This window comes from Pseudoalteromonas fuliginea (assembly GCF_000690055.1).
GTDB classification, from domain to species: Bacteria; Pseudomonadota; Gammaproteobacteria; order Enterobacterales; family Alteromonadaceae; genus Pseudoalteromonas; species Pseudoalteromonas fuliginea.
The window spans coordinates 13049-32940 of the sequence record NZ_JJNZ01000024.1 but is presented as its reverse complement, the minus strand read 5'-3'; the positions used below and the strand labels follow the sequence as shown (position 1 = coordinate 32940).

General features: G+C 40.3%; 15 protein-coding genes and 1 tRNA gene. 8 read left to right on the top strand and 8 right to left on the bottom strand.

The genetic code is table 11. From position 1 onward, the window contains the following. Positions 1-26: 26 nt before the first annotated feature. Positions 27-2789, top strand: a complete 2763-nt coding sequence (locus tag DC53_RS12585) for a P-loop NTPase fold protein (protein WP_033029159.1) — start codon at positions 27-29, stop codon at positions 2787-2789. 168 nt (positions 2790-2957) lie between these two features. Here DC53_RS12585 and cysQ read toward each other — a convergent pair whose 3' ends face one another. Genes cysQ through cysG form a run of 6 tightly spaced genes read right to left on the bottom strand, consistent with a single transcriptional unit; the run spans position 2958 to position 9920 of the window. Continuing rightward, the gene (gene cysQ / locus DC53_RS12590) at positions 2958-3728 is read right to left on the bottom strand and encodes a 3'(2'),5'-bisphosphate nucleotidase CysQ (protein ID WP_033029157.1); all 771 of its coding nucleotides are present in this window, start codon (positions 3726-3728) and stop codon (positions 2958-2960) included. Positions 3729-3737: 9 nt separating this feature from the next. Next, positions 3738-4331: an adenylyl-sulfate kinase gene (cysC, locus tag DC53_RS12595; protein WP_033029155.1), complete on the bottom strand. Its 594-nt coding sequence runs from the start codon at positions 4329-4331 to the stop codon at positions 3738-3740. Positions 4332-4363: 32 nt separating this feature from the next. Then, on the bottom strand, positions 4364-6088 hold the full coding sequence (locus DC53_RS12600) for an SLC13 family permease (protein WP_033029153.1): 1725 nt from the start codon (positions 6086-6088) through the stop codon (positions 4364-4366). A gap of 31 nt (positions 6089-6119) precedes the next feature. Further along, positions 6120-7544 carry a sulfate adenylyltransferase subunit CysN gene (gene cysN, locus DC53_RS12605; protein ID WP_033029151.1) on the bottom strand — a complete coding sequence of 475 codons (1425 nt, stop codon included), beginning with the start codon at positions 7542-7544 and terminating at the stop codon, positions 6120-6122. Then, positions 7544-8443: a sulfate adenylyltransferase subunit CysD gene (gene cysD, locus DC53_RS12610; RefSeq protein ID WP_033029149.1), complete on the bottom strand. Its 900-nt coding sequence runs from the start codon at positions 8441-8443 to the stop codon at positions 7544-7546. The genes cysN and cysD overlap by 1 nt, the downstream gene beginning before the upstream one ends. Positions 8444-8492: 49 nt before the next feature. Continuing rightward, a complete protein-coding gene (gene cysG, locus DC53_RS12615; RefSeq protein ID WP_033029147.1) occupies positions 8493-9920 on the bottom strand; it encodes a siroheme synthase CysG in 1428 nt (475 codons plus the stop codon). A 450-nt stretch (positions 9921-10370) separates the two neighbouring features. Between cysG and deoC the strand changes: the two genes are divergently transcribed. Together deoC and DC53_RS12625 are read left to right on the top strand one after the other, a co-directional pair. Further along, positions 10371-11123 (top strand): deoxyribose-phosphate aldolase, encoded by a 753-nt coding sequence (gene deoC, locus DC53_RS12620; RefSeq protein WP_033029145.1) that lies wholly within the window; start codon positions 10371-10373, stop codon positions 11121-11123. Further along, complete coding sequence (locus DC53_RS12625) at positions 11107-11622, top strand: hypothetical protein (RefSeq protein ID WP_033029142.1); 516 nt, start codon at positions 11107-11109, stop codon at positions 11620-11622. The genes deoC and DC53_RS12625 overlap by 17 nt, the downstream gene beginning before the upstream one ends. 37 nt (positions 11623-11659) lie before the next feature. Here DC53_RS12625 and DC53_RS12630 read toward each other — a convergent pair whose 3' ends face one another. Continuing rightward, positions 11660-12790 (bottom strand): CsgG/HfaB family protein, encoded by a 1131-nt coding sequence (locus tag DC53_RS12630; RefSeq protein ID WP_033029139.1) that lies wholly within the window; start codon positions 12788-12790, stop codon positions 11660-11662. Between the two features lie 133 nt (positions 12791-12923). Then, positions 12924-16907 carry a hybrid sensor histidine kinase/response regulator transcription factor gene (locus DC53_RS12635; protein WP_033029137.1) on the bottom strand — a complete coding sequence of 1328 codons (3984 nt, stop codon included), beginning with the start codon at positions 16905-16907 and terminating at the stop codon, positions 12924-12926. A gap of 260 nt (positions 16908-17167) precedes the next feature. Here DC53_RS12635 and DC53_RS12640 point away from each other — a divergent pair. The 5 genes from DC53_RS12640 (at position 17168) to rplA (ending at position 19671) form a co-directional block, all read left to right on the top strand. Continuing rightward, a tRNA-Trp gene (locus tag DC53_RS12640) sits at positions 17168-17244 on the top strand. Positions 17245-17375: 131 nt separating this feature from the next. Next, complete coding sequence (secE, locus tag DC53_RS12645) at positions 17376-17753, top strand: preprotein translocase subunit SecE (RefSeq protein WP_002958877.1); 378 nt, start codon at positions 17376-17378, stop codon at positions 17751-17753. Positions 17754-17757: 4 nt separating this feature from the next. Beyond that, positions 17758-18321 carry a transcription termination/antitermination protein NusG gene (gene nusG / locus DC53_RS12650; RefSeq protein WP_007378450.1) on the top strand — a complete coding sequence of 188 codons (564 nt, stop codon included), beginning with the start codon at positions 17758-17760 and terminating at the stop codon, positions 18319-18321. Between the two features lie 213 nt (positions 18322-18534). Continuing rightward, positions 18535-18963, top strand: coding sequence for a 50S ribosomal protein L11 (gene rplK, locus DC53_RS12655; protein WP_002958879.1), 429 nt, complete (start codon positions 18535-18537; stop codon positions 18961-18963). 3 nt (positions 18964-18966) lie between these two features. Beyond that, on the top strand, positions 18967-19671 hold the full coding sequence (rplA, locus tag DC53_RS12660; RefSeq protein ID WP_007378451.1) for a 50S ribosomal protein L1: 705 nt from the start codon (positions 18967-18969) through the stop codon (positions 19669-19671). Positions 19672-19892 lie beyond the last annotated feature (221 nt).

The window sequence follows — 19892 nt, the reverse complement described above, 5'->3', positions numbered from 1 at the left end:
GGTAACGTATTGATAAGGATATTAAGTTGTCGCAAGTTAAAACTCTCCCCATTACAGCCACACGCTGGCTTTCTCTTTTATTGTGCGCAATTACCGCCGCAACAATTACTGTATTTTTAAGCAAAGTTGGTTTTGTACAAAAGGCATATTTAAGTTGGAGCGCTATTTTAAATGCGAATCCAATCCTACATTACAGCTGTGCATTTTTAGCGGGTATTGGCATAAAGCTCCTGCTTGATAAGTTTTATATATCGCACCCCAAACGCAGTATTGGATTTAACTGGCGATATCCGCCAGTGACAATTGCAGTGTGGTTATCAGTAGCAGGCTTACTTGTTTATCTTTTTGTGAATACGGAATATAGAACGTATTTTCTTGACGATGATCTACTTCTTTCTAGTTTGAAGTATTTACATATCACTCTCTTTTCATCTGCATTATTTGTTTTGTTTCAAGAGACCAAAGAGAAAGCCAAAAAGTTGGGTGACAAGTCATGGTTCATCTTATTCATTATTTTAGTAACACTCTTGCTTGCATCAGGTTGTTACCATACACCATGGCCGATTATCATTACATTTATCCTATTGTACTGTTTTGCGGTTATTTTAAGATTGCTCGCTAACAGCGAAGTAAAAAAAACGTACAACGAAAGCAGCTCTGTTGGAGTTAATTTAGGTGATGATTTTAAGGATCTAGATGATTTCAGAGAGTGGTTCAAAGATGACTCAACTATTAAAAGTAAAGAAAAGTTAGAGCCCGACCTACAGGTGTATGCAAAGCGTATCACCGAGCGACTGCGTAACGGAGGTGATGATTATGAAGAAGACTTGGCGCAGCACATAGCGCTATGTGGACCATACGGTTGCGGAAAAAGTAGCATTGTTGCAGCAATAGCAAGCGAGCTTAAAAAGCCTAAACAGGTAAAGTTGGAGTCATCTGATAAAGAAAAGCTAACAGTAAAACAACAAAACAAGATTTATTGGATACACAGTGATATATCAACATGGGGAGCAGCCAGCGGCAGTGTTGCTCATGTGGTGATCAGTAACATTATTGATGATATAAGCCAGTATATTGATATGTGTGCTTTCCGTGCGCTTCCTAAACACTATACCGAAGCCCTAAAATCAGGTGGTAGTGCATTTCAGTTTGTATCTACCTTGCTCGCAGGCCCTGTTGATATCGAAGAAAGTTTTAAAAAACTCAATGGAGTATTAGAGGAAACTAATCATAAATTATTGATCACCCTGCAAGACGTTGACCGTGGTACTGATGAAGAAAGTGAAAAGCGGCTAAACGATATCGCTGCGCTTTTAGATAGATTGAAAAATGAAGCTTTAAGTCATATCAACTTTATCGTCGCTATGGGAAATGAAAAAGACGTTGCTGCCGAAGTGATCTCAAAAGCGACTGATTATAGGGAAGATATTGCTGCTTTGGACTGTTTTGATTATCTGAATCAATATACTAAGCTCTGCCTGGAAAATGCGTTAAAGCCTAATAAATATAGAAAAATTGAAAGTTATAAAATAATTGGTCACTGGGGTTTGGTAAAGCTAGATGAACAATGCAAAGGGCAGCGTGATAGCTTATCATCTGAATTGAAAAAACTTGAAATATCTACTAGCTATATTGATAGCCATTTAAACTCATTCCGAGTTTTAAAGAAAGTTTTACGTAGAGTGGAGCAAGCTTGGCAACCTGAAAAATTGATGGGGGAAGTTAATTTTATTTCATTGATGATGGTGGCCGCTTTTAGAGAAGTTTACCCCGTTCAGTATTCCAGATATCAAAAGTTAGCAACAAAAGAAAATCAACTATTACATAGATGGTCTGCTCCCAAAAGTCTTGAGTTAAAAATAATAGAGATTTGCAAAAGTAATGATGGTGTTCAAGATGAACAACTAAAGCAATATGTAGGGCATATGCTGAGTATTGACTGGGGTAAGAGTGACGAAGCAAATGCCACAGTTAATCCAAAATTCAACTACTTGCAATCCGTTGGCTGTACAAATAACGCTGTAAATTATTTAGATCGAATTCAACGAGAGGGTTTATCAAGAAAGGAAAAACTCTATGCTACAGAATTAAGTGATCAAATTTTGATTGCAAAAGTAGTTGAGCTAAGAGAGTCGGCTGAAATTCTAGAGTTTTTAGATAAATGGTTTGGACTGGAGCGTGAGTATCGTTTAGGTCTAGAGCGGTTCTTTTTTATACCCGATTGCTGTGATGACCTAACCAAGGGATTATCAGGTTTTTTTGAGGGTCAGAACGATAAAAGAAAGTTAAAATTCAAAAATTTCAGTGAAAATTGTGATATTGAACTTAGTATAGCTTGGCTAATTGCAGAATGTTTAACGTTAGGCAATTCACATGAAGTTTTTAGCTTCTTTTTTATCAGGATCAAGAGTGACGACCAAAGAGCTTCAAACGAAGATCGGGATATATTCTACCTACTAGTTGTTGAAATACTGGGTTTATTACCCAGCACTTCAGAACCAGAGAATATAATGATATTTTTTAGGGAACTAAATAAGGTTGAAAATGAAAAAGCCCACATGTTTTTCTGCCTGTTTTTAATTTCTGCGACAAAGGAAGGGGAGAGAGATTATGATTGTGCTAATAAATGCTTTGAGTTTGACATATCTAATATTAGGGTAGCAGACCAGAAACTAAATGTCTTATTGGGCATTGATTCCAATAAATCGTTAGCAATATCGGTAGATGCAGGTATTGAATTTGATAATGCTGAAAGGTTGAATAAAGAAATAAAAGATATATTCAAATAAAGCACGCGCATGATCTCCATAGCTATCCCCACGGAATACAGAGTTGTAGTCACGGTGCAGCTCTTTTGTAGGTCTGGCTTTAGCCCGACAAAATGACGGGATAAATCCCGACCTACAAATAACTTAACGCTGAGCTGCTTTTGAATTAACAGCTAACAGTTCTGGCTCTTACTCTTCTATCGCACTCACAATAAAATACGGATTTAAGTATTCATCTTTGGTGTTATAAATAAGCGGGCTGCCATCAAGTTGGGTGACTTTAGCACCGGCTATTTCGGCGATGGCATGGCCTGCTCCTGTATCCCATTCACAGGTTGGGCCTAAGCGGGGGTAAATATCAGCGCTGCCTTCGGCGACTAAACACAGTTTTAGTGAGCTGCCTTTAGACACCATTTCAACCTCATCAAAGCGTTTCACAAACTCGGCTAAATCGGGTGATGGGTGAGAGCGGCTGCCTACAACACGAATTAACCCTTTGTTAGGTTTGGTAGTTACCTTAAGCTCAATTCGCTCATCGCCTTTATCTTTAAATGCGCCAATGGCTTCGGCAGCTAAGTACGATACGCCAAGGGCGGGTGCATCAACTACGGCTAAAATAGGAATGCCGTTTTTGATTAGGGCGATGTTTACGGTAAATTCACCGTTCTTTTTAATAAATTCTTTAGTGCCGTCGATTGGATCAACTAACCAGTAGCTTTTCCACGTTTGGCGTATATCCCAGCTTATGTCGGCGTTTTCTTCACTGAGTATTGGAATATCAGGTGTGAGCTGTTGAAGCCCTGCCACAATCAGTTTATGAGCTGCTAAATCGGCGTCGGTTACGGGGCTTTCATCGGCTTTGTACTCAACGTTAAAATCCTTTTCGTAAATTCCCATTATCGCTTGGCCTGCTTTGCGGGCAAGGATGAGGGTTTCTTCTAGCAGTTCGGTTTGATTCATGGGGTTAACCTATATTATGTGCTTTTGTTTTAGATACGTTATCAGTTGTGTAACCGATTGGTCTAGGGTGTTTTTACTTGTATCTAAAATTATTTCTGGATTGTTTGGCACTTCGTAGTTTGAATCGATACCAGTGAAGTGTTTTATCTCTCCAGCGCGGGCTTTTTTGTATAAGCCTTTTGGATCGCGGCTTTCGCATACATCCAGTGGGGTATCGATAAATACTTCGATAAATTCGCCGTCATCTACTAAGCTGCGCACCATGTCACGTTCTGCTCTAAAAGGCGATATAAACGCAGTAAGTACTAACAAGCCAGCGTCGGTCATTAGTTTTGCAGTTTCGCCCACGCGGCGTATGTTTTCAATGCGGTCTTCGTCGCTAAAGCCTAGATCTTTACACAAACCGTGGCGTACGTTGTCGCCATCGAGCAGGTAAGTGTGCGTACCTTGCTGATTAAGCGCCGCTTCTAGTGCGTTTGCTACGGTACTTTTGCCAGAGCCTGAAAAGCCGGTAAACCATAAAATAGCGGGCTTATGTTTTTTTTGCTCACTACGCTGTGCTTTTGTCGTTGCGTAGTTATGCCAAACTATATTTTCATCCATAGTGAGAGTCTCTTATGCTGTGAGCGCAGGTATTAAAACGGAAATACCAGCGGGATCAAGGTTAATACCGTGATTGAATAAATAATAGAAAGGGGTAAGCCCATCACTATGTAATCTTTTAAGCGATAGTTACCCGCGCTATAAACCATTAGATTAGTTTGATACCCAAATGGCGATATAAAGCTGGCTGATGCGCCAAAGGCAACTGCCATAATAAACGGTAGCGGGTCTACATTAAAACCAACCGCGAGCGAGTAAGCAACAGGGAACGACAAGGCAGCTGCTGCGTTATTAGTAATAAGCTCGGTAAATAATACGGTCATTAAAAATATGGCTATAAACGCGCCGTACGGGCCAAAATCCCCAAGTACCATAAACATGGCGTCGGATATTTGCCCGGCAAGTCCGGTGCCTATCATTAACTTAGCAAGGCCAATGGCGCTGCCTACTACCACTAATAACTCGATAGGAAAACGGCGTTTTACTTCGTTAAGTTTTATTGTGCCACTGAGCATTAAGCCAATCAGTAATACTAATAAGCCTTTAACCAGCGGCACTATGCCAATAATGCTTAAACCCAGTACTGCGGCAAAGCACAGTAGCACAATATTTGATTGTTTAGGCGCAAGGTGGGCTTGTAAGTCAAACCCTGAAATATACACAAATTCGCGCTTTAAATTAGGCAAGCTGTAAAAGTTTTTGCCTGGTGCGAGTATAAGTGAGTCGCCAGCTTGTAATTGCACTTGCCCAAGGCCGCCTTGTAAGCGGTCGTGCCCACGGCGAATAGCAATAACGGCTGCATGAAACTGCTCTCTAAAGCGGGCTTCTTTTACGGTTTTGCCAATAAATTTTGAAGATTGACTTACGACTACTTCTACTAAGTGTTCTATGTCTTTTTGATGATTTTCGTGCACTACTTTTAGGCCGTCGAAACGGGTAAGTAATGGCACCGATTTTATGTCACCTACAAACAGCAGCACGTCGTCTTTTTGAATAATTTGCTGTGGAGTGACTGCGCAAATGCGGCTCCCGTCGCGAATGATTTCAGCAAGGAATAAGTCTTTTAAATCACGCAGGCCGTTTTCTTCTACGGTTTGGCCTATTAATTTTGAGCTTGCTTGTACTTTACCTTCTAGGTAAAAAGGCACTACTTCTTGGTCGCTTTTACCGTTGTCGGGTAAGTATTTAAGCATTACTAAAATGGTAATTAGGCCTACGCTTAACGCGCCTAAACCCACTAAGGTAAAGTCAAAAAAGCCCAGCGGTTCCATGCCCGCATCAACAGCAAAGCCATTAACGATTAAGTTGGTTGATGTACCAATAAGCGTAATAGTGCCGCCCAAAATAGCAGTGTACGACAGCGGTAATAATAGCTTTGAAGGGGAGTGATTAGGATTGTCTTTTATCGCGGTAATAAGCGATGCAACAACGGCAGTATTGTTAGTAAACGACGATAAAAAGGCGGTTGATAACCCCAGTTTTGTTACCGACTTTACTAAACTACCTTTGGATAGCGATTGCGCTAACTTTTGAATTAGGGTGGTTTTTTCTATTGCGGTCGACACTAACACCAACAGTACTAAGGTGATAAGCGACGGGTTAGCATAATTAATTAACATGCTTTCAAGATCAATTAATCCGGTTAAATAACTAGTACCAATGGCACTTACAAATAACCATGCTGGATTAATACGGGTGCCAAAAAGGCACCCGACTAAGGTAAGCATAATGCCTGTTAAAACGAGCTGTTCTACCATGCTTTTAAATTCCTAACAGGCTAAAGTTAACTTATAACTTAGAAATATCAAGCGCTTGCCAATGCGGAAAATGCTTGCGTACTAAGCTGTTAAATTCAATTTCAAATTCGCTAAAGTTACTTTGCTGTGCTTGGCTTTGCAGTACTTGCTCAATCATACCCGCAGCAACTGTTAGGTTTGATAAGCGATCGATTAATATAAACGAGCCTGTTTCGTGATTGCTGTGGTACTCGTCTGCCAAAATAGTTTCGGTTAGTTCAAGTGTTACAATCGCAATTTCGTTTAACTGTAATGAGTCGCTAGTGCCGTGCTCAAGCGTGTTCACATCAATTGTGTAATCAATTTTTGTAACAATAGCTGAGGTGTTTTTGCTGCCTAGTTTTAGGTTATAGCTTTTACCTAATACTAATGGCGATTCATGCATCCACACAATTTTAGCTTGCAGCTGGTTGGTAACCACGGCCGTTGAGTTTGCAGGAACGATTACATCCCCTCGGCTAATATCAATTTCGTTATTTAGGGTAACGGTAATTGCTTGGCCAGCTTCGGCGCTGTCTAGGTTGCCATCAAAGGTAACAATTTCTTTAATGCTTGATGTTTTACCCGACGGTAATACTTTTACAGCATCGCCTACGTGCATCTTGCCCGATGTAAGTGTGCCCTGAAAACCACGGAAGTTTAAGTTAGGACGCACAACATATTGCACCGGTAGGCGCGCTTCAAAGCCTGTATCTGTTTCGGCTGCTGGCGAATCTTCTAGTAATTCTAGTAGCGGCTTGTCGGTGTAATACGGTGTATGTGCAGAGCGTGTTACTACGTTGTCGCCTTTAAGCGCCGACATAGGCACAAACTTAATGTTTGATACGTTAAGTTGCTCAGCAAATTTAAGGTAATCGGCCTTAATTTTTTCATACACGGTTTCGTCAAAATCAACGATATCCATTTTATTAACGGCAACAACAAACTGCTTAATGCCCAGCGAGTCACAAATAAAGCTGTGGCGCTTGGTTTGTACTTGCACACCGTAACGCGCATCAACCAAAATAATGGCGACATCACTTGTTGATGCACCCGTTACCATGTTGCGTGTGTATTGCTCGTGCCCAGGTGTGTCGGCAATAATAAATTTACGCTTAGCCGTTGAAAAGTAACGGTACGCTACGTCAATGGTAATGCCTTGCTCGCGCTCAGCTTGTAGGCCATCAACTAATAATGCAAGGTCAAGATCTTCACCTGCATTACCTACTTTTTCGTTATCTTTATGAAGGGCTGCTAGCTGATCTTCATAAATTTGGTGGCTGTCGTGCAGTAGGCGGCCAATCAATGTTGATTTACCGTCATCTACGCTGCCACAAGTAAGCATGCGTAATAAGCTTTTGTCTTGTTGGCGTGCTAGGTAGGCGTCTATGCCTATTTCTTTTACTTCGTTAAATGTATCGTTATTTTGGCTAGACATTAAAAATACCCCTCACGTTTTTTCTTCTCCATTGAGCCGGCTGAATCATGGTCAATAACACGACCTTCACGTTCAGATGACGTAGATAGCAGCATTTCTTCGATGATTTCGGTTAAAGTACTTGCTGTTGACTCAACTGCACCGGTAAGTGGGTAGCAGCCTAATGTACGAAAACGTACAGATTTCATTTGCGGTACTTCACCTTCATTAAGTGGCATACGCTCATCGTCAACCATAATTAGGGTGCCATCGCGCTCAACAACAGGGCGCTCTTTTGCTAGGTAAAGCGGTACCATGTCGATGTTTTCTTGGTAAATGTATTGCCAAATATCAAGCTCAGTCCAGTTAGACAACGGGAAAACACGAATGCTTTCGCCCGGATTAACTTGGCTGTTATAGGTGTTCCAAAGCTCAGGACGTTGGTTTTTAGGATCCCAGCGATGGTGCTTATCGCGGAACGAGTAAACACGCTCTTTTGCGCGTGATTTTTCTTCGTCGCGGCGTGCGCCACCAAATGCAGCATCAAAACCATATTTGTTAAGTGCTTGCTTTAAGCCTTGGGTTTTCATTATGTCGGTATGTTTACCCGAGCCATGCGTAAACGGGCCTACACCCATTTCAATGCCTTCTGGATTTTTGTGTACCAGTAGATCAAAGCCGTATTCTTTAGCTATACGGTCGCGAAACTCAATCATTTCACGAAACTTCCAATTGGTGTCTACGTGTAATAACGGAAACGGAATTTTTGCAGGGTAAAATGCTTTACGCGCTAAGTGCAAAAGTACCGACGAATCTTTACCAATAGAGTAAAGCATTACTGGGTTCTCAAACTCAGCGGCGACTTCGCGCATGATTTTGATACTTTCAGCTTCAAGTTGCTGAAGGTGAGTTAAAGCCATTGTTAGTCGTCCTACTAAAATGATTAAAAGTTACAAATTTAAAATTCGGTTATGTATTTGATACATCTGTTAGCGGCTGTGCAAAGCTGCTTGTTTGCTCGTTTTCCCCAAACCAGGCTAGTTGCGAGTGCAGGGCGGCTACTTCGCCAATAATGAGTAGCGCAGGCGATATAATGCTGTTGCGCTGGATTAAGTCGGCAAGTTCGCCTAATTGGCCTGTTACTACACGCTGATTTTTACGTGTACCGTTTTCGATAATGGCAACAGGGGTGTCGGCTTTGCGACCATGCTTTAAAAGCTCGCTTTGTATGTGCGGCGATTTAATTACGCCCATGTAAATAGCAAGCGTTTGATTTGCTTTTGCCAGCGATTGCCAATCAAGTTCTTGACCGTCTTTTTTACAGTGGCCAGTTACAAATTGAATGGCTTGTGCGTGGTCACGATGCGTTAGCGGAATACCCGCATACGCACTACAACCTGCAGCGGCTGTAATACCCGGTACAATTTGATAATTTACGTTGTTAGCAGCTAGTACTTGTACTTCCTCGCCACCACGACCATAAATAAACGGATCGCCACCTTTAATGCGGCACACTTTTTTGCCTTGTTTAGCAAGGTCGACCAGCATTTGGTTGGTGTCATCTTGAACAACACTATGATCGCCTAAACGTTTGCCTACACAAATAAGGTCAGCATCACGACGCACTAATTCCATAATTTCGTCAGAGACTAAAAAGTCGTATACAACCACATCGGCTTGTTGCATAAGTTGCAGTGCTTTAAGTGTTAAAAGCTCTGGATCGCCAGGGCCTGCACCGACTACATATACTTCGCCTTCAGGTTCTGCTTTAGCATCTAGCATTTGCTCTAGTTGCTGCTGTGCGGCTTGGGTATCGCCGGTTTGTACTTTACTCACGACAGATGAGTCGAACACGCCTTCCCAAAATTGGCGGCGGTCTGAAAAATGCTTAAAGCGTTTTTTTACTTTGCCTCTAAAGCCACCGACAAGTGTTGCAAGTGGGCCAATATGATGCGGAATAAGGGTTTCGAGCTTTTCGCGTAAGCGACGTGCAAGTACCGGCGCTGTGCCTGCACTTGATATAGCTATCGTAATTGGGTCGCGATCAACAATGGATGGAAATATAAACGTACATTTAGGTTGGTCATCAACCACGTTTACAAATACATTGCGGGCATTGGCAAGTTCAAATACGTTGTTGTTTACTTCATCGCGGTCGGTTGCTGCAATAACAAGCATTTTGCCATCAAGGTGCGATTCATCAAAATAAGCATCAATAAGCGTTACTTCATTATTATGTGCATGCTCTTTTAGTTCGTCGCAAAACCAAGGTGCTACTAAAGTAACGCTTGCTCTCGCTTTTAAAAACGCGCGACATTTGCGTAATGCGACCTCTCCACCGCCAACAACCAATACTGGTTTGTTGTCGAGTTTGGTAAAGATAGGTAAATACTGCACGTTAATAAGACCCCTAAACAAATTCAAATATAAGAAAACGCTTTATTCTGATGAGCAGAATATAGCGGCTATCAATAAGTAAAAAATAATTAAAACCAAGTTGATATAACCAAAAGTTATAATAGGTGGGCTTTTTAGGCCTAAGAGTTAGTTAACAAGGGATTACGACGAGTTACAAGTAAAATAATCAGCTTATAGTGTTTGGTTATGAGCTATAGCGAGTTTGATTTAATTTGTTAATATGGGGGTATATTAAATTTTGTACTTATACCAATTGCATTAAATTAGTGATCTATTATAGCGACGAGAAAATAGCTCAATAACAAGGCTAAAATTATGATACATAGTTGTTCTATATAAATAATTTTTAACGTCGTTAGTGAGTTATTTAATACGCTAAAATGATCATGTTTTTAATAAAATTGGTATTACATAGGCAAGGGAGTCTACATGGCACAACAACAAAAAGAAGCTGCATTAGCAGTAGCACTGATGGATTTAACAAGCTTAAATACCAGCGATACAACTACAGACATTCAAGCGCTTGTTAATAGTATAAATCCGACGTTGGGCACGCCTGCCGCCGTATGTGTTTATAGCGACTTTGTTGATGATGCAAAAATAGCACTCGCAGCACGTGAGCTTAACCATGTAAAAGTGGCAACAGTCACTAACTTCCCAACGGGTGATGCACCAATAAGTGATGTAATTAACGAAACACTTATTGCAATAGAGCGCGGTGCTGATGAGATTGACTTGGTTATTCCTTATAAAAAGTTAATCGCGGGCGATGCTCAAGCAGTACTTAGTTATGTAAGTGAAAGTAAAAAAGCGTGTGGGTCGCGCGCCCAGCTAAAAGTAATAATAGAAAGCGGCGAGCTAAAAACTGACGCGCTTATTACTCAAGCCACAGAGCTTGCAATTGAAGGCGGTGCTGATTTTGTAAAAACCAGTACGGGTAAAGTCGCTGTAAATGCCACGCTTGAATCAACAAAAATTATGCTCAGTGCAATTAAAAATACTGGTAAGCATGTTGGCTTTAAAGCCGCCGGTGGTGTTAAAACAGTGGTAGATGCCAGTGATTATTTAGCACTTGCACGCGTAATAATGGGGGATGATTACCTGCAAGCAAAGACATTTAGGTTTGGTGCTTCAAGCTTACTGAATGATGTTTACAAGGTGTTGAATGAAACGCAGCAGTGATGAGGAAAAGCGTCAGTTAGAGCATGATGCGGCTAAATTGTTTTTACGCTGTTATGAGCAACAGCAAGGCATTCATATGCGTAATATTTGGCATAATGAGCCGAATAAACCTGACGTTAGTTGTTATCAAGAGAATGAACAGCTTGATATAGAAATTGCTCATCTATATGCCAGCGAAACAGAAGCGATGGCTGTTTTAGGACGCCCGCTGTCAATGCAAATGCAACGAGATTTGGCAGACGTGGCACAAAAGCCAAGTGAACACAGATTGCGGGCTGCATTAGAGCGGTTGCTGAAACAAAAAGCGAAAAAACGTTACTATTCAGAGCGTACTTGGCTTGTTATTCGTAACGCGAGTACTATTTGGCGCAAAGCTGACTTTGAAGCCGTGATCGATGACCTTAACTTTCCAAGAACCTATCAATTTGAGCAAATTTGGTTAGTGTGTGATTTTTATCGTGGTGAGTTATTACGTGTGGATGAAAAACGGCCTATATAACAGCCGTTTTCAATTTTAAGCTTAAAGCTAATACTGATTAATTAAATTTAAACATGTTGCTTATACTTTCGAGGCTAGATTTGTTCGTTTTGGCAATACAACCACTGTCATCAAGTGACTTTTTGGTTGTTTCATCAGCTAAACCGGTTACTTTGAGTTTTTTGTCTTGCTGATACTCACGAAGCGCGATAACTGTTTTACGATCGTATTCAACATCTTGTGTTTCAAACTCTTCATAGTCAGGCTGATTTCTTAGGTAGCCCAAACAAACTAAGCTTAGGCGTGACATTGCTAAATCCATTTTCTCATAATGCGGCATTCTATGAGTGGGTACATCAACTGTTACAGCGCTCTTGCTGGCTGCTTTTGCGCGTTTAGTAGCTGGTGGCGGCGCAGTGTAACCCGGTGCTAACGTGTTGTTACTGTTATAGCGATAGTAGGTATCTGGAATTTTAGTTTCTAAAAACTCAACTGCTTTAATAATAACTTCACGCAGGGCTTTTTCTTTAGGGGTATCTGACCATCCACTAATATTGCCACCAACGAGTGCGCCACCAAAATTGGTTGCAGCGCCTGTGAAATCAAAATCTTTACTACCCCCTTCAACACTCGTTGCAGCTAAAATGCGTGATGTGCGAGTATCTATAAGGCGTAGATCAATTGCTATATGTGAACCCGAAAAACCGGCAGATACAGAGCTAAATACATCACCGATAAAGCCGCCACTGCCAACACTTGCACCAGAGCTATCGTCATCAAATTCTGTTACCGCAGCAATCACGACTATTTCAGCACCTTCAATCTCGCCATAAGCAGCACCCGATAAAGCGCTAACGCGACCTGAGGCTGCTAGGTCTTGTTCTGATAAAACAGCATCAAGCGCTTGGCGCTCTAAAACAATAAAGCGGTTTGTTGATACTAGAGCCGTAGTTAATTGATCAGCCATACCGTCGCCTATTTCTTTGCGCCACCATTTTGAGTTGTTAGATTTATCGGTAAAGCGTGCAACAGCAATACGAGCTTTAGGGCCATTGTATTGTTCTTGTGCAACTGCATTTATGTCTGGTGAGTTTTGACCTGAAGTGACATTTGTAGAGGTGCTTTGACAAGCGCTCAGAGTGGTCGTTAATAGTGCCGTTAATAATAGTTTTTGTGGTGCTTTTAACATATGACTGTCCTTAATTAATATGCTTAAAGAAAATGTTGTGCATTTCCTTCAATATTTATATTCATGTTAATTTAGTTAAATCAGTAGGTTAAAAATAGTACTGGTGCGAAATATTTAGTCACACAGGCGAAATTTATGAGGATTTTTCACGAAACTGTTTTGGGGACATGTTATATTTTGATTTAAAGCAGCGGGCAAAGTAGCTTTGTGAATTAAAGCCAACTTGCTGTGCTACTAAACCAATCGCAAGCTCACTATTTTTTAAAAGCTCTTGTGCAAATTCTAAGCGAATGTTTCGAATGTAATCGCTTGGTGTTAGGTTGTACAAGGCTTTCATTTTTAATTGTAAAGCGCGAGGGCTAAGATAAAGCGCAGCTGCAAATTCTTCCACGTTAAACGCTTCGTCTTGATAATGCTCTTTTACTGTCGTTTTTACACGCTCGGTAAATACATAATCTTTACTTTGCGCCATTTGTGGGTCGAGCTCGATTGTTTGTGATAAAGCAGGTAGTTGTTGTTTTAAATTTTGATTGAGTACTTCTCTAATCGTTAATAATCCTTGAACGCGGCTTAATAACAGCTGTGGTTCGAAGGGTTTACTTAAATAATCATCAGCAAGTAAGTCCAGGCCCTTTAATTTGCTGCGCGTATCAGCCTTTGCTGAAAGTAATAACACCGGAATATGGCTAATAGCCGTGTCGCTGCGCAGTGCTTTAATAAACTGATAGCCATCCATAATAGGCATCATTACATCACTTATTACCAAGTCAGGCATTTCGCTTTTACATAAAGCTAAACCTAGCTCTCCGTTAACGGCGTTTATACATACGAAGTTGCTAATAAAGAGTGACGTTAGTAAATCACGCATTTCATCGTTGTCTTCGATAATAAGAATTTTATTGTTTTTTACTGCACATAAATTATTGCTTTTAGATACAGCAAGAGCAGTAAGGTCAGAGGTTTCGTCTACTTGAGTTATTGGGAGTGAAATAGTGAAGCAACTTCCTTTGTTTAATTCACTTTTAAGTTCAATGGTTCCTTCATATTGCTCAACTAGCTGCTTTATAAGTGCTAAGCCAATACCGCTACCGCTTTGATTACTCGTATCTATGCGTGTAAATCGTTGGAAAACTGCCTCGAGGTGCTTTTTATCTATACCAACACCAGTGTCTGAGACTATGATGGTTAATATTTGTTTTTGAGTTAATAGCTGAAGTAATACTTTACCTCCGTTCGGGGTGTATTTTTGGGCGTTACTTAATAAGTTACTGATAATAGAAACTGTATGATTTGGCTCTAATTCAATGAGAATATTTTTTTGCGTTAAATCTTCAAGCTCGAACGTAATATTTTTTTGTTTAAATAAAGGAGTGAAATCTTCGATTAATTGTTCAACTACCGGATTTATAGCATAGGGTGTTACGTGTTTCACTGCAGTGCTTGGGCGCTGACTGAGCTGCAAAAGTTGGTTTATTTGATCCAATAGCTTATGGCTATTACGTTGAATCATCGCTAGTTTTTGTTGGGTGTCTGAATCTTTATGACTTTTTAGTAAACTATCAAGTGGCGCTAATATTAAGCTCAATGGTGTTTTAAGTTCATGGCTAACGTTATCTAATAGCTGGGTTTTTAAGCTGCTAAGTTCTCTCTCTTTTAAGTTTGCTTGCTCTGCAACTTTAGCTCTATACCTTGCTGTTATAATTAACCACATTATAAATAATACGATAATGATGTAAGTGACATAAGCAACATTGTTCTTCCACCAAGGTGGAGTAACCGTAAGCGCAACCATCGTTTTATCATCACTCCATTGGCCGTATTGGTCTTTAACTTTTACAATAAAGTGATAGCTTCCTGCGGGAAGTTGAGAATAACTAACTTGCCTCTGGTTTTTGTTTGCGTATAAAAACTGCTTATCTAACCCAGCTAACTTGTAAGCATATTGGTATTGAGAAGGGGGCTCTGCACTGTTTAAAGCAGAAAACTTAAAACCGATAACACCATCTTCTTCTTTAAAAAAGAGTCTGTCTGTATAGCTTATAAGCTTAGCCGCTTGAGTATTGGTTTTTATATATTGCTGCGTCGCGACTGACTGGTTATAAATAAGTAAGTCTGTAATAACGGGTTCTGGAGGTTTGGTTGCTAGAGTTAGTTTTAACGGATCAAATTGATTAAAACCATTAATACCACCAAAAAATAGCTCGCCGTCATTCGCTTGAAAAGCGGCGCCTAAAATAAAAGAATGGTGCTGTATACCGTTTGCGGGTAAAAAATGCTGCATTTGTTGAGTTTGAGGAGCGTAACGGGTTAACCCCTGATTACTGCTTAGCCACAAGTAACCGCTGCTGTCTTGTTTAATTGCAAAAATATTATCGTTAAGCAAGCCATCGAACTCTGTAATGTTTATTACTTTGTTTGTTTGGATATTTAACTTATTTAGCCCGCCAAAAGTACCTACCCATAAAGTGTTTTTATCTTGTAAATGCAAGGATGTAACCATGTCATGCGTTAAACTATTAGGCTTTTTAAGATCGCTTTGGTAATGGGTGAAAGTTTCATCATTTAAAGAAAATTTATTTAATCCTACGCGGGTTCCAGCCCATATCGCGTTGTTCTCACCGTCATAAGTAATACTAAAAACAGTATTATTTGAGATGCTATTTTTATCTGCGCTGTATTTAAAGTGTGTAACTTGCAATGTATTGGGATTAAATCGCGTTAATCCTTCATTACTGCCCAGCCACAAATTACCAATATGGTCGCCCTCGATTGCATAAATACGGTTACTGCTGAGTTGGTGACTTTGCATAGTAAAAGCTGAAAAGCTATCATTAACTGGGTTATAAAGCAGTAAACCACCTCCATACGTGCCTACCCATATGCGCTTATTGGCATCTTCATAAAGACTAAATATATTGTTATTAGTTAGGCCAATATTGTGGTTTTTATCTGCTTTATAGTGTTTAAATCCTGTGTCAGTTTGTTTGTTAAGTCCGTCGCGCGTGCCCACCCAGAGTATGTTGTTACTATCTTTGAGTATTGCTCTTACAAAGTCATTCGAAATCGAAGCCGAGTTATTGCTTTGATGCTTTTGATGACCAAACTGAATCTGTCTTTTATCATAGCGATGTAACCCATAACCATCTGTACCAATCCAAATAATCCCTTTAGGGTCTTGGTAAAGTGACAATAAGTGGTCGTTAGCTAAGCCATGCTTTAAATTTGGAGAGTAAGTAAGTTGCTGAAACTGTTTACTTAATAAAATATCTTTAGTTTGATAATAAAGACCATGGCCATAAGTGCTTACCCATAGGTTTTTTTCATCATCAATAAGCATATCAGTTACCCAAACATTTTTGAGTTGCTCAAAGTTATAAAATGCGAGTGTGTTTAAGTCAAAAACACTTAGACCAGTTTTGCCTCCTATAATAAATTTGTCGTTTGGTGCTTTTTTTAATTGCCAGAGCTGTTTAGGGCTATTAGGTATGTATGTGAACTGATTTGTTTTTGAATCGAACTTAATAAGCCCAATATTACTTGCTAACCAAAGGTTTTTTTTATCATCAAAAAGCATATCTTTAAAAACAACATTTAATTGATTTGTGCTCTGATAAGAAAATAACTCGGTAGTACCTGTTTTTGTATTTAACCGAGTAAGTTGCCCTTTATCGTGACCAATCCAAATTGTTTCTGGGGAGTTAGAGGTTATTGTTGAAATGCGTTGGTTTGTAATAGAGGGGGTTGAATACTGGTTAAAAACACTAAAACTTCCTGTTTCAGTATTTAATAAGTTGAGGCCGTTACTTGTCGTCGCAAACCAAAGTTGGCCGTTTTCTAAATTCAGGCAGTCTGTAATCCAATTCCCCGAAATACTCGATTGTGAAGGATTGAATTTATAGTGTTTAAATTCATATCCATCGAATCGGTTTAAGCCGCCTTGGGTCGAAAACCAATGAAACCCCTTTTCATCAGTGGTACTGCAGGTGATTGAATTTTGAGATAAACCTTGTTCATTTGTATATGTATCTAAGTACAGTGGTAGGGCGAGCGAGCTAGTATGAAATAATAATAAAAGGCTGATGACTTTATATTTTATGATTGTTTTAATTGCTTTCACAGACTTCCTATCTCTTGTGAATCCCTTAGGGCGTGTTGACCTTTGTGGATTGAAATTTGTTCAATCTAGGGGCGATTTAGTCGCGGCGCGAGTTTTGTAGCCTAGTGGGCTAAGTAAAAACCGAGTATCTGGTCAATCATAAACTGCTTTTTAATCAATGTTAAGATTGATTTTTCAATGCAATGTTGAGATTTTGCATTGTGGGTATCTTTTAGGCTTGTGTTAATGAACTGCGTAAGTATAATAGGCATCCACTTTGCAGGGGCGTAGTTCCAATTGGTAGAACAGCGGTCTCCAAAACCGATGGTTGGGAGTTCGAGTCTCTCCGCCCCTGCCAGTTTTACTTGTGATTGAGTAGTCTGAGATTAAAAACCGGTTTAAATTAAGTCTGTTTTTAAGTTTAGATTTTAATGGATTAACCCTGCCGTAGTGTAGGGTTGTTGTGTCTGTAGTTAAGGTAATAATATTATGAGCACGAATGTAGAAACACCATCAAGTGCGATGGAGTCAGTAAAGTGGTTAGTAGCAATCGCGCTACTTGCAGGCGCAGTTGTTGGTAATCATATGTATGCAGATCAATCTGTATTACTACGTGCTATCGGCGTTGTTGTTGCAATAGCGGCCGGATTAGCAATTGCCTCACAAACATTTAAGGGACGTAACTTTCTTGCTTTCGCTAAAGAAGCTCGAATTGAAGTACGCAAAGTTATTTGGCCAACTCGCCAAGAAACTACCCACACGACATTAATTGTAATGGTTGCAACAGTGATTATGGCACTTATCCTTTGGGGATTAGATGGCATTTTATTCCGCGCTGTTGGCTTTTTAACTGGATTGGAGATCTGATCCCATGTCGGATGAGAACGAGAACAAAGAAATTAAATTACGTTGGTACGTAGTACAGGCTTTTTCTGGTTACGAAAAGCGTGTAGCACAAACGTTAATTGAACATATCAAAATTGAAGGTCTTGAAGCGAGCTTTGGTGAGATATTAGTACCAACTGAAGAAGTTGTTGAGATGCGTGCTGGTCAAAAGCGTAAGTCTGAGCGTAAATTCTTCCCAGGTTATGTATTAGTACAAATGGATATGAACGACGCAAGCTGGCACTTAGTGAACAGCACTGAACGCGTAATGGGCTTTATTGGTGGAACGTCTGATCGTCCTGCTCCTATCAGCCCTAAAGAAGCAGAACGCATTCTTAATCGTTTACAAGAAAATGCTGAAGCACCTAAACCTGCTACATTATTTGAACCAGGTGAAGTTGTACGCGTTACAGATGGACCATTTGCAGACTTCAGTGGTGTAGTTGAAGAAGTTGACTACGAAAAAAGCCGCGTAAAAGTATCTGTACTTATTTTTGGTCGTTCTACGCCAGTTGAGCTTGAATTTGGTCAAGTTGAACAAGATAAGTAATTGATTAAAAAAGCTTCGCCACTATTTTTTTAAATTTTGGCACGAAGCTTGAAAAAGGCCGCTGATTATCTTATAATCAGCGGCCTTTTTGTATTAAGGTAAAATTTATTTTTACTGTGCAAAAAGTACGAAACCAATTTTTAAACTGGGAAGCCGTTAGAGTACGCGTCCTCGCGCGCACAAGGCTGAGACCCACCAAATGAGGTATTTATAATGGCTAAAAAAGTTGAAGCTCTAATCAAGCTACAAGTTGCCGCTGGTATGGCTAATCCTAGTCCTCCAGTAGGTCCTGCACTAGGTCAACACGGTGTAAACATCATGGAATTCTGTAAAGCGTTTAACGCACGTACAGAGTCTATCGAAAAAGGCGCTCCAGTTCCTGTAGTGATCTCTGTTTACGGTGACCGTTCATTTACGTTCGACATGAAAACGCCACCTGCTGCTTACTTACTTAAGAAAGCTGCTGGTATCAAGTCAGGCTCAGGCCGTCCTAACACTGATAAAGTAGGCACAGTAACTCGTGCTCAACTTGAAGAGATCGTTGAGACAAAACGAACTGACCTTACAGCTGCCGATATGGACGCAGCGGTTCGCACTATCGCAGGTTCTGCGCGTGCGATGGGCTTGAACGTAGAGGACTAAGAAATGGCTAAATTAACTAAACGTATGCGTACTATCCGCGAAAAAGTGGAAGTAACTAAAGATTACGAAATCAATGAAGCAGTTGCTCTTTTAAAAGAGTTAGCGACAGCTAAATTCGTAGAAAGTGTTGACGTTGCCGTTAACCTTGGTATCGATGCTCGTAAATCTGATCAAAACGTTCGTGGTGCTACTGTACTACCTAACGGTACTGGTCGCGACGTTCGTGTTGCTGTATTCACACAAGGCGCTAACGCAGAAGCTGCGAAAGAAGCTGGTGCTGAATTAGTAGGCATGGAAGATCTTGCTGAGCTAGTTAAAAAAGGCGAGATGAACTTTGACGTTGTTGTTGCATCACCAGACGCTATGCGTGTTGTTGGTCAACTAGGTCAAATCTTAGGCCCACGTGGTCTAATGCCAAACCCTAAAACTGGTACTGTAACGCCTAACGTTGCAGAAGCAGTTAAAAATGCTAAAGCTGGTCAAGTACGTTACCGTAATGACAAGAATGGTATCATCCATACTACTATTGGTAAGGTTGATTTCACAGCTGAGCAACTTCAACAAAACCTTGAGTCACTAATTGTTGCACTTAAGAAGGCTAAGCCTTCTCAAGCTAAAGGTGTTTACTTGAAAAAAGTAACTATCTCTACAACAATGGGCGCAGGTGTTTCTGTTGACCAAAGCACTTTAACTACAACTGTAGCTTAATTTAGTGTTTACATGGCGTGAAATTTGTACTATAATTTCGCGCCATTTTGTTGATTAATTTATTAGTCGGCAAAGTAAAGAATTCGGGTTGAAGTCCATAATTTCGTTAAGCCTTAGGGTTTAACGATAAATTGGGCTTCCGTCCAAGACCGTAGGTGGCTCCGGCCTTAATATTCACCTACGTAGACGGTGTAGACCCCAGATAGATTTTTCCTAATCCT